Raw genomic sequence first — 14,163 nt, 5'->3', positions numbered from 1 at the left:
CAGCGAAAAATCCCGGTAAAACGACAAGATCTTTAAAGGATTTTTATTAATGAGTTCGATCCTCGACCTTGAAGTCTTCGTGCGCAGCGCCGACACCGGCAGCTTGACGGCCGCCGCCCGTGGGCTTGGCCTGACCCCGGCGGCGGCCAGTATTGCGCTCAAGCGCCTTGAAACCCGGCTAGGCATGCGCTTGCTCGCCCGCTCCACGCGGAGCATGCGCCTGACCGAAGAAGGCCGGCGATATCTGGACAGCGTGCGGGTGGCACTGGAAGCCTTGTCGGAAGGCGAACACGCCATCAAGCAACACGGCCAAAGCCTCAGCGGCCTATTGCAGTTGGCGGCGCCCTCGGATTTTGGCCGCAATATGCTGCTGGGCTGGCTGGACGAGTTCAAGCTCGAACACCCGAATATCCGCCTGCAACTGTTGCTCAACGACACCAATGCCGATTTGTTTCGCGACACCGTCGACATTGCCTTGCGGTTTGGCGTACCGAGGGATTCGAGCCTGGTGGCGCTGCCGGTGGTGCCCGACCACCGGCGCATTCCTTGCGCCAGCCCCGAATACCTGGCGCGCCATGGCACGCCACGTACGCCAGCAGACTTGGCACGACACAGCACGTTGCGTTACATGCGTCGGGGGCAGGCGAATAACACCTGGTATTTTCGCCAAGGCGCACTGCTCCAGGAAGTCGAAGTCAGCGGTGACTACCTCAGCGATGACGGCGAAATTGTGCGGCGTTGGGCTTTGACGGGCCACGGCATCGCCTATAAAGCCAACCTGGACATCGCACGTGATCTCCAGGCCGGCCGGCTGGTGGCCCTGTTGCCCGACTGGCAAGGCGAGCCAACCCCGTTCAACTTGATGTGCCCTCACCGCCTGCAAGTGTCGGAGCGCGTGAAAGTGTTGCATCGTTTTCTACAACAACGCTGCCAGACTTTGCTGCGCGCATGAATAAATGCGCCGCGGGCTTGTTCCAGAGCGGTCGGGTCTGGTATTGCATCACTCATGTTTACCTGCCATGAGGAGCTTTGCATGATTTACCGCACATTGGGCCAGTCCGGGTTGAGGGTCAGCGCACTGACCCTTGGCACCATGATGTTTGGCGAACAGACCAGCACCGAAGACTCGCTGCGGATCATCGACAAGGCCTGGGATCAGGGCATCAATTTTATCGACACGGCTGACGTCTACACTGCCGGGCGCTCCGAAGAGATCGTCGGCGAAGCCATTGCGCGCAATCGCCAGGATTGGGTACTGGCCAGCAAAGTCGGCTTCGGCCCTGCCGATGGCTTGCCCAACCGCAGTGGTTTGAGCCGCAAGCGCGTCTTCAATGCGCTGGAGGCCAGCCTTGCGCGCCTGGATACCGATTATCTGGACATCTACTACCTGCACCGTGAAGACCACGACACCCCGTTGGAAGTGACGGTGTCGGCCATCGGTGACCTGATCCGCCAAGGCAAGATCCGCTACTGGGGCCTGTCCAACTACCGGGGCTGGCGCATTGCTGAGGTGATTCGCGTGGCCGAGCGTCTGGGGGTGGATAAACCGATCATCAGCCAGCCGCTGTACAACATCGTCAACCGTCAGGCCGAGACGGAGCAGATCACTGCAGCGGCGGCCTATGGGTTGGGCGTAGTGCCTTATAGCCCGCTGGCCCGTGGGGTGCTCAGCGGCAAGTACGCGCCTGATGTCACACCCGAGCCTGGCAGCCGCGCCGCGCGCCAGGACAAGCGCATCCTGGAAACCGAATGGCGGATGGAGTCGCTGCGTATCGCCCAGCAGATCCAGCAATACACCCAGGGGCGCGGCGTTGGGATCGTGGAATTCGCGATTGCCTGGGTGCTGAACAACGCGGCGGTGAGTTCGGCGATTGTCGGGCCGCGTACCGAGGCGCAGTGGGATGCGTATACGGGCGCCCTGGCGGTGAGGATTACGCCAGAGGATGAGGCCTTTATTGATTCGTTGGTCACACCGGGGCATTCGTCCACGCCGGGATTCAATGATGTCGGTCATTTCGTCTCGGGCCGCGTGGCACGCACTTAGTGGCGAGCGAGCAAGCAAGCTCCCTCGCCACATGATGCGACGAAACCGAAAAACTTTTGCGCTAAAAGCACCATAATCCCCTGCTGAAGTTTCCCTCTTTGTGTATCAGTCGGTTTTCGCGAGGACAGCGTGTCTAAAGGTGTTGTGTTATCGGTATTGGCCTCGGTGTTGTTTGCCGTGATGTATTACTTCACGTCGTTGCTCACCCCTCTGAGCGGCCTGGAGATTTTTGGTTGGCGCATGCTGCTGACCGTGCCCTGTATGACAGTGTTCATGATCGTCAGCGGAGAATGGCGTCGTGTGTGGGAATTGCTGCGCATGCTCGCGTCCAAGCCACGCCTGATCGGCGGTGTGCTGGTGTCTTCTGCCTTGCTTGGCGTGCAGTTGTGGCTGTTCATGTGGGCCCCGCTGAACGGGCGCAGCCTGGATGTGTCGGTGGGGTATTTCCTGTTGCCGCTGACCATGGTGCTGACGGGGCGCCTGGTGTATGGCGAGCGGTTGTCGCGCCTGCAACAGATCGCGGTGTTTTTCGCCGTCCTCGGGGTTCTTAACGAGTTGTATCAGGCCGGTGGTTTTTCCTGGGCGACGCTGGTGGTGATCATCGGCTACCCGGTCTATTTCGTGGTCCGTAAGTACCTGACCACCGATCATCTGGGCGGTTTGTGGCTGGACATGGCACTGATGCTGCCGGTGGCGTGGTGGTTTGTGCAGAGCGGCGAGCAGGGTTTTGCCGTGCTCGATGTATACCCCAAGCTGTACGCACTGATTCCGATGCTGGGGTTGATCAGCGCATCGGCGCTGGTGAGCTACATTATCGCCAGCCGCTTGCTCGCCTTCAGCCTGTTCGGGCTGCTCAGCTACGTGGAACCGGTGTTGTTGCTGGCGGTAGCGCTATTGCTGGGAGAAGGGATCAAGGGCGGCCAATGGTTGACTTACATTCCAATCTGGCTGGCCGTGATGGTGCTGGTGTATGAGGGATTCAAGCATCTGGTGCGTCAGCGACGGGCCTGAGTGGCAGGCCGGGATGGATGTCGGTGGCGGGGGCATCCATACCCCTCTTTGCTACAGCGTGGGCTGATTCAGACCCTCACCTCGGTCGTCGGCTCTTCGGGCGCGCCGGCCGCATGCTCAATGGTGTCGGCCACGGTGTTCAATCTATCCCTCCATGTGCCATAGATGGGAATACTGCTCTGGGCTGCACCGCCTATCGTTGTGATGTAGTTATCCATCGTCTCCTTATCAATACCAAACAGCTTGCCAAGCCGATTATCGTGGTTCAGTTCAAGCAGCGTTCCTGTGACCGGGTTTTTGAGGACCTCTTCGATGGAGTTGGCTATATCGTCAGGAACGCCCAGCGCTTTCAGCGCCGTCCCCAGGCCGTGTCCCGGGTTCCGGAGTTGTTTCAGGAATTCGTCCAGAAGCCCGCGCATATCGTTGGCGCCCACATTGGCCAGGGAAACGCTGGTGACTTTGCGGGTGTATTGATGGAGCGTCATCGGTTCAAGCGGCTTGTTTTCGTTCAGCCCGTTTTGAACGAAGTACCAATCCTTGCCGCTGCTGCCGTGCATGTTTCCATAAGCGTCATAGCTATACAGCACTTTCTGCCCATCCTCCCGATACCCGATATAGGTCGCCCTACCATCAGGCTCCAACTTGAAAAGTTGCGTGCGAACCAACCCATTGACGGGTGCGGGCGGGACGCTGGCACCTTTGTCCAAACGCGCGAAAATATCGCCCTTTTCGTAACCGAAACTTCCCACCACGGCATTGATGTCGCCATCGGCAAACGCGCCCAATTTATCACTCACCCGCGCCATCTGTTTAGGCGCGTCGGGATTGGAAAAGTGATCTGCAAAGCGTGCTCGTTCGGCCGGGTCTTTGGCCACATCCTTTACCCATTCAGTTATCTCTTGCGCGGTGTTGAACTCATGAAACGACAATACTTTTTCTTCCGGCATATACACGAGAAAATTGGGCCCGTCGGCCGTGGGCGGCACTCGCTTGATGACCAGCATGTCTTTGGATTGAACACCATCGACAGCAAAGGTAGACACCTGTACGCCAGGCGCCCCCGGTTTACCAGGGTTCACCACCGCCTTCACCAGCTCATGCCCCTTGGGGCTTAATTCACCACTGCCGAACTGTTCTTCACCCTCGTCGAGAAAGCGTTGGCGCGCCTGATCGATTGGATCCCCTTCAGCGGTTGAGCGGATATTACGGATTGGGCCTGCATGGTTCGATGATACCGATGCGCCGATCTGTGGTTGAGTGGCGGGAAAATTCACAGTCATAATGTAGGCCTCTTAATGATTGAGGCGCAGGACTTTTCCTGCGTCCAACTCCCTAAGTGATATCTGGCGAAACAACTGTTCCAAGTGAGCCGAACGCTAATTACGACACGATGTAAAACGCACAAAAAAGCCCGGTAAAAACCGGGCTTTTTCGTTATCCAGTGAATCACTCGGCGGTCAAGACACCACGACGCACCTGGTCTCGCTCGATCGACTCGAACAGCGCCTTGAAGTTGCCCTCGCCAAATCCATCGTCACCCTTGCGCTGGATGAACTCGAAGAACACCGGGCCCATCAGGGTTTCCGAGAAGATCTGCAACAGCAGTCGCTTGTCGCCTGCAACCGACGAACCATCCAGCAGGATGCCACGCGATTGCAGTTGATCCACCGGTTCACCGTGGTTCGGCAGGCGGCCTTCAAGCATTTCGTAGTAAGTGTCCGGCGGCGCGGTCATGAAGCGCATACCGATCTTCTTCAGCGCGTCCCAGGTCTTGATCAAGTCGTCGGTAAGGAATGCCACGTGCTGGATGCCCTCGCCGTTGAACTGCATCAGGAACTCTTCGATCTGCCCGGCGCCCTTGGATGATTCTTCGTTCAACGGGATACGGATCTTGCCGTCCGGCGCGCTCATGGCCTTGGAAGTCAGGCCGGTGTATTCGCCCTTGATATCGAAGTAACGCGCTTCACGGAAGTTGAACAGTTTTTCGTAGAAGTTGGCCCAGTAGATCATGCGGCCGCGATAGACGTTGTGGGTCAGATGGTCGATAACCTTGAGGCCGGCACCTACCGGGTTGCGGTCGACACCTTCGAGGTAGACAAAGTCGATGTCATAGATCGAGCTGCCTTCGCCGAAACGGTCGATCAGGTACAACGGCGAACCGCCAATACCTTTGATCGCCGGCAGGTTCAGCTCCATCGGGCCGGTTTCGATGTGTATCGGCTGGGCACCCAGTTCCAGGGCACGGTTGTAGGCCTGCTGCGAATCCTTGACGCGAAAGCCCATGCCGCACACCGACGGGCCGTGTTCGGCCGCGAAGTAGGCAGCCAGGCTGCCCGGTTCGTTGTTGAGGATCAGGTTGATCTCGCCCTGGCGATACAGGTGCACATTCTTGGAACGGTGGGTCGCCACCTTGGTGAAGCCCATGATCTCGAAGATCGGCTCCAGGGTGCCTGGGGTCGGCGATGCGAATTCGATAAATTCAAAGCCCATCAGGCCCATTGGGTTTTCGTATTGGTCGGTCATGTTCGGTGCCTCATCATTCTTGTTGGTAGCAATTGTTTAGTTGCGAGCAAGGATGAGGCCGGAGGGTGGCGCACAGGAAAGACCCCGCACGCTGCGGGCGAGGAAGTCACCAAAGATGAGGGGGGAGCCGAGTAGCTTCATGGTGTCATCAGTCTCTGACGGCCGAGGCTTGCGTGAGCGCAAGTCCATATTCTTGTATGCGTAAACCGATTCTACACAGCGTAACCAGGTTTGTCCGTACTCTTATCAAATCCCCATTGCCCTGCCCTGCGCAAGGGGTTTGTTGCACAGGTAGCGACCTGGCGGGACGAGCGCACCGCCCGCCACCCTGGCCTTCATCGCATTGGGCTTAAGGCCACACCATGCTCACGCGTGGTGCCATGGTCATCCAAGGTGGTGAAGCGCAACGTGGCAGGGCCTTGCCACGGGGTTTCCCTGCCGGGCATTGCAATGGCCACCGCAGTCTGTGGCAAAAGCATCGGTGGGTCTTCGCTGCGATATTCGCTGCCCTCATGGAGCAGTACGATGCTGGACAGCGTCACATGATAGGCGCCAGGGTTGCGCACCAGCAGTACCGGCTTGTCGTTATCCAGCCGCCACTGTAGCGCTTGCACGGCGTCTTCCACACGTCCCGGCAGGCCGTCGGGTCGCAGGAACAGTTTGATGCGCGTGCGAAAAGCAAATTGCAGATGATTGTTCGTTTCAGCACTGGGCCGGATACCCAAGACATTCAGCCAGTAAACCGACTCCTGGGAAGGCGTCATCGCTGGCCGTTGCGCGGCGTGGTAAACCACCCGCAGCGCCTTGGCCTTGCCTGCCTCCAATTTGAGGATGGGTGGAGTTACCGTAAATGGCACATCGCTCAACTCCGGTGGGGCCTGCGGGTCGCCTTCATCGATCCATACCTGCACCAGGCGCGGGCCGTCCGCCTCGTTGCGCAGGTTGACCGTCACCCCCGAAGCGGCGGCCGCGTAGATGATACGGGTTCGATCAATGACAATTTCCCCGTTGGCCGGCAATACCTGAACCGCCACGATCAGGCTGAGCACCGCCCTCAACACGCCGCTGGCTCTCATGTGGCTCACCGATAGGTCAGTGTAAACGTCGCCAGGCCATTGGCCGGGCCGGGATGGATACTCTTGCTCGTCTGTATAAAACGAGCCGTCAACGGAATCTGGAAAGTGCCATTGTCGGTACTGCCTGCCAACCATTGATGGGGCGCGCCGACCGTCGCGGAATCGGGGCCGTAGCTGATCACTCGGTCACCGAAAAGCAGCTGCAGGGCCACGCCCCTGGCCTTCGAGGTGGCTGTGAGTGTCAACCGGTCACTGCGATTGCTCGGTTGGGTCTGGTCGGTCAAGGCCACCAGGACATCCAGGCGCCCTCCGCTGCCCCCGGCGCATTGCAAAGTGATAGTGCCTGTGGCATTGCCCGCCACGCTGTTGATGCCGGTGAACGCCCGGCTCTCCACGGTGCCAAGCGGTATAGCCACCGAGGGTGTCGACACGGTGCAGGTGGGCTTGCTCGGCGGGCCTATTTCAATGCTGCCGAAGTTGATGGCATGGAAGGTGGCATTGGTGTACAGGTTCAGGCCTGAGAAGGTACGAGGTATGACGGTGCCTCCCGAAACCGCTCCGATCACCACAAAAAACACCCGACCGCGTGCCCCCCATGTGGGCAGCCCGGGGTACACCGGCCCGTGCAACACCGTCACGCCGGTGGTCACGATCTTCATCGGCCCGCTGTCACGATCTTCGGCCATAAACGCAAAACCGACGCCCGGCACGCCAGTGAGATAGACCGGCATGGCAAGCCCGGAATGACCGAAATAGTGACCGGACCAAGGAATATCCCTGGAGATGCCGATGGACGACCAGTACTCAATAATGACATGGGGGTCGTAAGTGCAACTCAGCCCATGTGTCACCTCGATGGGATAACCGTCCGGGCTGCCCAACACCTGGCCGACCACCGGATTGGTGGGTACCGTTATACGCGGCACCGAAAGCACCGTGGGTGCTGCGGGTGTACAGGTGGCCTTGGCCTGAACACGCTCTACGACCAGAATGGCAGAACAGGTCAAGACAACAAGGAGCGCCCGGCGCAGGGCGTGCGTTCGTTTCATCAACTGTTCTCCTCGTGCGCCGGTGTGTCGGCCGTGCACTGGCTGACTAATTGGTCCGCAGCCTCCTGACGTTGGCCAGGCTCCCGGGGTGGCAGGCGGTAATGGATATAACAACGGTCAGCTGGCGTTTGCGCCCACTGGACGGTCAGCCGCCCCTGGTCGGCCACCCCGCGGACAAACGCCTTGCCGGCCTGCCCGACCACCCCGACCTCGCTGCCGTGCTCGTCGAATACCTGGGCGGCAAACGGCAGCGGCCTGCCGTCCAGATGAGTAGCCTTGATCACCACTGCCCGGCCGCTGACGGTCTCAAACCTGATCAGCGACACCGCACCCAGCGTCGGCACCACGGACTGGTTTGACTCTTTGAGTTCCACGTCCATGGGCATGCCTTCCGGATCGATATCCACTTCATTGCGCTGGTAGGCCCTGAGGGAAGGCAGCACCCCATACCCATGTTTGTCGATACGAGCCCCGGAACCACCAAGCTGCGCGCCTTGGGCATCAGGCGCATACACCAGGCCCGAGGCCTCACCGAGGTTTTGCGAGAATGTGACACCACGCCGATGGGCAATAAGCCCTCCGTCGGCACTCATGGACACTTGCGAACTGTCGCGGCTCTGGCCATAGCCGGCGCGCAGGTTGGCGGCGCTGTCGCGATAACCGGCGTAGGCATTCAAGCTTGCACCGTCCTGACTGCCCGTGCCCCGACTGCCAACCAGGCCGTAGTGGGTTTGGGCTGAGTCGCCCAGCAAGCCATTGATGCCGACTTGTTGCTGGCTGCCGCGTGACTCACCGGTTTCTCGGGACATTGAACTGCTCAGGTTCGGTGCTCGCACGCCTTCGCCCAACGGCACGGACAGGGTCAGCACCAGGCGATTATCCAAACGCCCCATGTGCATTGAGCGGCCGAAGAAGATTTCGTCACTGCGTTCGCGTTCACTCAACTGGTGGGTTTCACTGACTCTGGAGCGCTGCGCCGATAGGTTCCAGTTGAGCTTTCTCCAGCTGGACCCATAACTGACGGTGAATGAGGTCTGGCGCCCTTGTTGACCGGCCCAGTAGTCAATGGAACTGCCGTACACGCTTAACGTCCCTTTTCCCAACTGCTGACTGATCGTCAGGTCAACGCGGCTTTTCTGCCGGGCGTAATGGTCAATGTTTCCGCCCCGGTGCCCCAGTTCCCGCACGTTCAGCGCGTCAGGCAGGCTCAGGTAGCCAGCGGTAGAAAAACGATAGGCGCCCAACGCAAAATGCGTTCCCGAAAACGGCACGTTCTTGTTATAGGCCAAGCCCCAGCTTTGTCCGTCCACCACGCCCAAGCCCTGCATCTGTGTGCGCGAATGGGTGCTGTCCAGGGCAAACGCGCCCATGGGAGTGCTCATTGCCAGGCCGGCCTTGCCCTGCGCGTAGCCCTGGGAAAAGGTGGCGCCACCGTAGCTTGTGAGGCGATCGGTAAGGCCAAGCTGGAGCGTGCCTTGAAATACTCCAGGGCTGGCGCTACTCACCCCACGTTGCTGGACTTGCCCCAAGGTCGCGCGGTAGTGGCTGGCGCCGTCACGCAGCAGGTACGGCGCTACTGAGTAGGGCACGATGAAGGTGGTGCGTCGCCCACCCACTTCGATGACGCTGACGTTGAGATCGCCCCCGTAGCCGGTGGGGTACAGGTCGTCGATGACAAACGGCCCTGGGGCCACGGTGGTTTCATAGATGGTGTAGCCGTTCTGGCGCACCGTCACCGTGGCGTTGCTGTCGGCGATACCGCGCACCTGCGGCGCATAGCCCTGCTGCGACTGGGCAAGCATGCGGTCATCGGTTGCCAGGGTAATGCCGCGCACACGCACGCCATCAAGGATCTGGCCGCTGCTGAAACTGTCGCCGATAGTCAATTGTGAGCGCCAGTCGGCAAGGGGGCGCTGCAGGTAGGTGGCAGTGTGTTGATACGCCGACACGCCTTGCCGGGATGTCCAGGCTAACCCTCCTTGATGACGCAGTCGCCAGTTGCCCAGATTGAAGCCACCATTAAGGCCCAGGTAACTGCGGTCTTCCCCTGACCCTGACGTTGCCGCCGCGGCACTGAGGTTGTAATTGAGCAGCGCGGCGTCAATGCCGTTGTCCCACTGGGCAGGATCAACATAGCCGCGTACGGAGCGCGTGATATAGACCTGCGGGATGCTGACGTTCAGCGTCAGGGACTCGATCTCCATGTGGCTGCTGGCCAAGGGGATCCATTGGGTGATCTCGCGGCAAGTGGTATCGGCGTCGTGTTCGACGGTAGGCAGTGCGACCCCGAGCCGGGCAAGCTCTGCCGTGTTCAAGCAAGGCTGTGCATCGTCCTGTTGATCTCGGGCGACGAAGTTGATTTCGCGGCGCCCCATCGATTGCCCATTGAGCATGACATCGACACGATAGATGCCAGGCGCCAACACATTGCTGACATTGAACCGCGAAATATCCGCGGACGTGGATAGGCCGCTGGCAAAGGCTTCCAGGTCAAACAGCAAAGGGGCGGCCTCAGCCGAGATCAATAGCGAACCGAGCAGGCCTAGCAGTAATGCAAACCTGGAATGGGAAGCCCGCCTGGCAGTGAAGCGATGAAGCGATAATTGCAGTAAGGCAAACATGGTCAGTACTTCAGGGGAGCACGCTGCGGCACGGAAAATGCGCCGTAATCGTTGATGTATTTGAAATGTACCTGGGCGTCCGCCGGGATCGCTTGCACGATGTCGCGCACGGGCAGCTTCAAGTTGCCACCGGGGGGCACCATGCCCGCTTCCGCCGGCAACAGCCGCGCATCGGGTTGCGGGCCCATGGCCAGCGCCACCTCATTGAACGTCACGTGGTAGGCCGAGGGGTTATGCACTTCCAGTAAAGGCCCCTGGGCACTCCGGTGCAGGGTCCAGCGTAATTGGGTAGGTGCCTCGTCCGCCGTGCCCGGCAATTGGGCCGGGCGAAAGAACACCTTGGTGCGGATACGAAAGGCGAACTGCAGGTGATTCGACTGGTGCTCTTGCGAGCCGTATGGCGCCGCATCGACCTTGGGAGGAATCTCCAGGGCGTTAAGCCAGAACAACGACTCCCGATCGGTCGGCAGTGGGTCCTGGGTATAGACCAACCGCACCACCTGGCTTTTACCTGGGTCCAGGCGAAACACCGGCGGTGCCAGGCTGAAAGGCACATCGCTGTGCGACGGATCTTGCGCCGGGGTGCCCTGGTCCAACCACACCTGGACCAGCCGCGGAACACGCGGGTCATCATTGGTCAGGCGTAGCGTGATTTCACGGCGCTGTTGCGGATAGATGTGCCGCGTGCCGTCGATCACAACCCCGGCGACGGCAGCGGATGACAACCCGATACCGCTCAACATCGCACTTAGCAGGGGGGGCAAAAGCATTGTTCGGGCGAGCATGGGCCTATCCTTCGAGGCGTTGTCCTGCGCCCAGCGAACAGCCAGGCACTTGGCCTCGATCAGGGGAACGTCACGGAATACAGCACTTGCGTACTCACCGGGCCTGGAGTGGCGGTTCCCGTCGCGATGTATTGGGCGGCAAACGGCAACGTCACCGCACCGCTGGCGGGAACGGTGGCGGAGCTCGAATTCAGGCCCAGGCGAAGGTCCATCGGTTTGTTGGTGGCGCCGTCCACAATCTGTACTTCAACGAAGGAGGCCGGTTTCGGCGTCGCCGGTGCCCGGTTGATCAAGTTACCGGTAGCCGGGTTGATTGCAGGGCTGCTGCTCTCATACAACACGGCTACGACAGTATCCTTCGGGCAAGCGCCCACTTGGATGAAGAAGGGCTTTGCGCCGGCCGTCTGGCCTGCTGACTTGAGCGCGCTGACCTGGACCTTGCTCAGTGGAACCGCAAAGTCCGGGCTGGCCCCAGGCGTCGAGCCCGAGCCGCCGCTGATGCTGCAGGTTGTGCCGCTGATTTCGCCGCTCACGGTAATTGTGCCGTCTACCGCAAAAGCGGGTAGCGCGACAACGCCGGTAGCCGCCAGAAATACAACGGCCAGTGCGATTTTGTTCATTGCTGATATTTCCTCGTTAGATCATTAAAAAATTACAAGCCAGCATTCACTGATCGAAAGACGAGACTTAACCGTCCCGCCAAAATTGGGCTCAGTGGCTGTGAAAGAGGCTGTAGGATGAGTGCGCCTGAGTCTCTTACTTCTTGCAACGAAGTTTATGTTGCCAAGTTGAAATGCCCGCCACAACTGACCGAACGGCTAGGTCAATCCGCTTCAAACAAGTGAGCGCCCCCGTGCAATGCCATCTATCATCGGCATACCCCACTCTTTTTTGCGATTGACTGCGCCCATGCCCCTGACCTCCAAAGGCCCACGAAGCCGAGTTGCACGCTATTTCATCAGTGCAATCAGCGGCATGCTGCCCGTCTTACTGGGGGTTGTGATTCTGTATTGGCAAGCCCTGCGCACCCTTGAACAAAGCACTGCGCAGACAGCTCAGGAAGCGGTGCGCCAGTTTGACTTGATGCTCGACAACACTGCCCTCGCCGCCCGGGCCTTGCTGCCGCTGGCTGGCCAGCCCTGTGATAACGCGGTGCAGTTGGCGCTGCGCGAACAGGTCACGCGCCGCCCTTTCGTGCGCGCCACTACGCTGTCCTGGCAGAAAAACATTTATTGCAGTTCGCTGTTTGGTGGTAACTACCAGTCACCGGTCAACCCGGATGACTATGTGGACGGGTCGCTGTGGTTGATGAACGGCAACCCCGTCACGCCGGATACCGCACTGCTGGTGTATCGCCTGGTAGAGGGAGACCAAGGCGCGTTTGCCTCGGTTGACAGCTACCACCTGACCAATGCCTTGCGCCTGATCAGTCGTTACGCCCATCTGATACTGCAAGTGGGGCCTAACTGGCTGGATGCCAACGGCAAAGTGCATGACAACGCCGTGCCAGTATTTGCCGTGGCCCATCATCACCTGGCGTCCGGGCGTTATCACTACAGCGTCGACGCCGGCATGCCAGAGGGTGAAACCTGGCGGTATATGCAGGCCCGTTATCCAGCACTCTTCAGCCTGGTGGTGTTCTTTGGTGTGCTGGCCGGCGTCCTGGCTCATTGGCTGCAAAAGCGCTCATCGGCGCCCACCCAGGAGTTGCAACGTGCGTTGAGTGCCAACGAATTCATCCCGTATTTTCAACCTGTAGTGCGTGGCGACACCCGCCAATGGGCCGGCTGTGAAGTGCTGATGCGCTGGAAACATCCAAAAGAAGGCCTGGTGCGGCCAGATCTGTTTATTCCCCTGGCCGAAGACTCTGGCTTGATTGTGCCGATGACCCGAGCCCTGCTGCGCCAGACCGCCGCGCAACTGGCGCCCCATACCGAGCGCTTCAGCCCTGGCTTTCATATCGGCGTGAATATCACCGCACGCCACTGCCAGGACCTCGAACTGGTGACCGATTGCCGGGAATTCCTCGCCGCCTTCCCGCCAGGCCATGTCACTCTGGTGCTGGAGTTGACTGAGCGCGAGCTGATCGAGCCCACCGAGACCACCCGAAGCCTGTTCGACGCGCTGCATCAACTGGGCGTGATGATCGCGATTGATGACTTCGGTACCGGCCACTCCAGCCTGGGTTACTTGCGCAACTTCAATGTCGACTACTTGAAGATTGATCAAAGCTTTGTCGCCATGATCGGTGTTGATGCGTTGTCACGGCATATTCTTGACAGCATCATAGAATTGTCGGCCAAACTGGACCTTGGCATTGTTGCAGAAGGTGTAGAAACAGCCGAACAGTGTGAATACCTCGTAGCCCAAGGCGTGGATTTCTTGCAAGGCTATCTGTTCGGCCGACCGTTACCCTGCGATGAATTCATTAAATCACTGGGCAGCCGTTGAATAGCCGCGACTGCTTTGGATGAGAGATTGCACTCCCGGCAGAAGACATGATTTACTCGAGATGCATTAACTACTACAATTTTTCCTGCCTGTGCAGAACTCGCAGAGCGGTATTTTTGTTGAGTAGCCTTCACGCTCTTGGCTCATAGCTTTGTCTGCAGTTGATATCAGCAACTACACTATTGGAGTAAAGATTTTGTCCAGACTCGCCGAATTTCGTGCAGCAGAAAAAGCCCTTCAAGAGCAGCTTGCCCAGCTGGAATCCTTGAAGAACGACGCAGGCCTGAAGAAAGAAATCGAATTCGAAGAAAAACTCAAGAAGCTGATGGACAGCTACGGCAAGAGCCTTCGCGACGTCATCTCCATTCTAGATCCGAAGCCACATAAAGCGGGCGCCCCGATCGCTGCAGCACCTAAACAGCGGCGTGCACGTGTGGTCAAGGTTTACCACAACCCGCACACCGGCGAACTGATCGAAACCAAAGGCGGCAACCACCGCGGCCTGAAAGCCTGGAAAGAAGAGTATGGCGCCGCCACTGTAGACTCCTGGCTGCGCGGCTGATCTACACGCAAACAAAAAGAGCCCCGCAATCGCGGGGCTCT

The 14,163-nt window shown here is 59.2% G+C and carries 12 protein-coding genes; 5 read left to right on the top strand and 7 right to left on the bottom strand.

The annotated features are described in order from the left end of the window. Nucleotides 1–49: 49 nt before the first annotated feature. From FRT59_RS18410 to rarD, 3 genes are all read left to right on the top strand, one after another. Nucleotides 50–952: a LysR family transcriptional regulator gene (locus FRT59_RS18410; RefSeq protein ID WP_153871943.1), complete on the top strand. Its 903-nt coding sequence runs from the start codon at nt 50–52 to the stop codon at nt 950–952. Nucleotides 953–1,033: 81 nt separating this feature from the next. Beyond that, on the top strand, nt 1,034–2,044 hold the full coding sequence (locus FRT59_RS18405) for an aldo/keto reductase (RefSeq protein ID WP_153839681.1): 1,011 nt from the start codon (nt 1,034–1,036) through the stop codon (nt 2,042–2,044). 129 nt (nt 2,045–2,173) lie between these two features. Further along, complete coding sequence (gene rarD, locus FRT59_RS18400; protein ID WP_162524978.1) at nt 2,174–3,055, top strand: EamA family transporter RarD; 882 nt, start codon at nt 2,174–2,176, stop codon at nt 3,053–3,055. 68 nt (nt 3,056–3,123) lie between these two features. Here the strand turns inward: rarD and FRT59_RS18395 are convergent, their stop codons facing one another. From FRT59_RS18395 to FRT59_RS18365, 7 genes are all read right to left on the bottom strand, one after another. Next, a complete protein-coding gene (locus tag FRT59_RS18395) occupies nt 3,124–4,335 on the bottom strand; it encodes a dermonecrotic toxin domain-containing protein (RefSeq protein ID WP_153871942.1) in 1,212 nt (403 codons plus the stop codon). 166 nt (nt 4,336–4,501) lie between these two features. Continuing rightward, complete coding sequence (hppD, locus tag FRT59_RS18390; RefSeq protein WP_034119633.1) at nt 4,502–5,578, bottom strand: 4-hydroxyphenylpyruvate dioxygenase; 1,077 nt, start codon at nt 5,576–5,578, stop codon at nt 4,502–4,504. 335 nt (nt 5,579–5,913) lie between these two features. Further along, complete coding sequence (locus FRT59_RS18385; protein WP_153871941.1) at nt 5,914–6,654, bottom strand: fimbrial biogenesis chaperone; 741 nt, start codon at nt 6,652–6,654, stop codon at nt 5,914–5,916. A 5-nt stretch (nt 6,655–6,659) separates the two neighbouring features. Next, nucleotides 6,660–7,580, bottom strand: coding sequence for a fimbrial protein (locus FRT59_RS18380; protein ID WP_167524293.1), 921 nt, complete (start codon nt 7,578–7,580; stop codon nt 6,660–6,662). A 122-nt stretch (nt 7,581–7,702) separates the two neighbouring features. Next, nucleotides 7,703–10,204, bottom strand: a complete 2,502-nt coding sequence (locus tag FRT59_RS18375) for a fimbria/pilus outer membrane usher protein (RefSeq protein WP_233094229.1) — start codon at nt 10,202–10,204, stop codon at nt 7,703–7,705. 122 nt (nt 10,205–10,326) lie between these two features. Then, nucleotides 10,327–11,109: a fimbrial biogenesis chaperone gene (locus tag FRT59_RS18370; protein ID WP_153871938.1), complete on the bottom strand. Its 783-nt coding sequence runs from the start codon at nt 11,107–11,109 to the stop codon at nt 10,327–10,329. Between the two features lie 59 nt (nt 11,110–11,168). Beyond that, a complete protein-coding gene (locus FRT59_RS18365; RefSeq protein ID WP_153871937.1) occupies nt 11,169–11,729 on the bottom strand; it encodes a fimbrial protein in 561 nt (186 codons plus the stop codon). A 289-nt stretch (nt 11,730–12,018) separates the two neighbouring features. Between FRT59_RS18365 and FRT59_RS18360 the strand changes: the two genes are divergently transcribed. After that, nucleotides 12,019–13,560 (top strand): EAL domain-containing protein, encoded by a 1,542-nt coding sequence (locus tag FRT59_RS18360; RefSeq protein WP_153871936.1) that lies wholly within the window; start codon nt 12,019–12,021, stop codon nt 13,558–13,560. Nucleotides 13,561–13,756: 196 nt separating this feature from the next. Then, on the top strand, nt 13,757–14,122 hold the full coding sequence (locus FRT59_RS18355) for a histone-like nucleoid-structuring protein, MvaT/MvaU family (RefSeq protein WP_153871935.1): 366 nt from the start codon (nt 13,757–13,759) through the stop codon (nt 14,120–14,122). Nucleotides 14,123–14,163 lie beyond the last annotated feature (41 nt).

Source organism: Pseudomonas haemolytica, assembly GCF_009659625.1.
Lineage (GTDB): Bacteria > Pseudomonadota > Gammaproteobacteria > Pseudomonadales > Pseudomonadaceae > Aquipseudomonas > Aquipseudomonas haemolytica.
This window is presented reverse-complemented; position numbering and strand designations above follow the sequence as displayed.

What these genes read in the sequence shown, in the direction of transcription:
- FRT59_RS18410 (WP_153871943.1), top strand. Translation starts at nt 50, where the DNA reads ATGAGTTCGATCCTCGACCTTGAAGTCTTCGTGCGCAGCGCCGACACC.
- FRT59_RS18405 (WP_153839681.1), top strand. Translation starts at nt 1,034, where the DNA reads ATGATTTACCGCACATTGGGCCAGTCCGGGTTGAGGGTCAGCGCACTG.
- FRT59_RS18395 (WP_153871942.1), bottom strand. Translation starts at nt 4,335, where the DNA reads ATGACTGTGAATTTTCCCGCCACTCAACCACAGATCGGCGCATCGGTA.
- hppD (WP_034119633.1), bottom strand. Translation starts at nt 5,578, where the DNA reads ATGACCGACCAATACGAAAACCCAATGGGCCTGATGGGCTTTGAATTT.
- FRT59_RS18385 (WP_153871941.1), bottom strand. Translation starts at nt 6,654, where the DNA reads ATGAGAGCCAGCGGCGTGTTGAGGGCGGTGCTCAGCCTGATCGTGGCG.
- FRT59_RS18370 (WP_153871938.1), bottom strand. Translation starts at nt 11,109, where the DNA reads ATGCTCGCCCGAACAATGCTTTTGCCCCCCCTGCTAAGTGCGATGTTG.
- FRT59_RS18365 (WP_153871937.1), bottom strand. Translation starts at nt 11,729, where the DNA reads ATGAACAAAATCGCACTGGCCGTTGTATTTCTGGCGGCTACCGGCGTT.
- FRT59_RS18360 (WP_153871936.1), top strand. Translation starts at nt 12,019, where the DNA reads ATGCCCCTGACCTCCAAAGGCCCACGAAGCCGAGTTGCACGCTATTTC.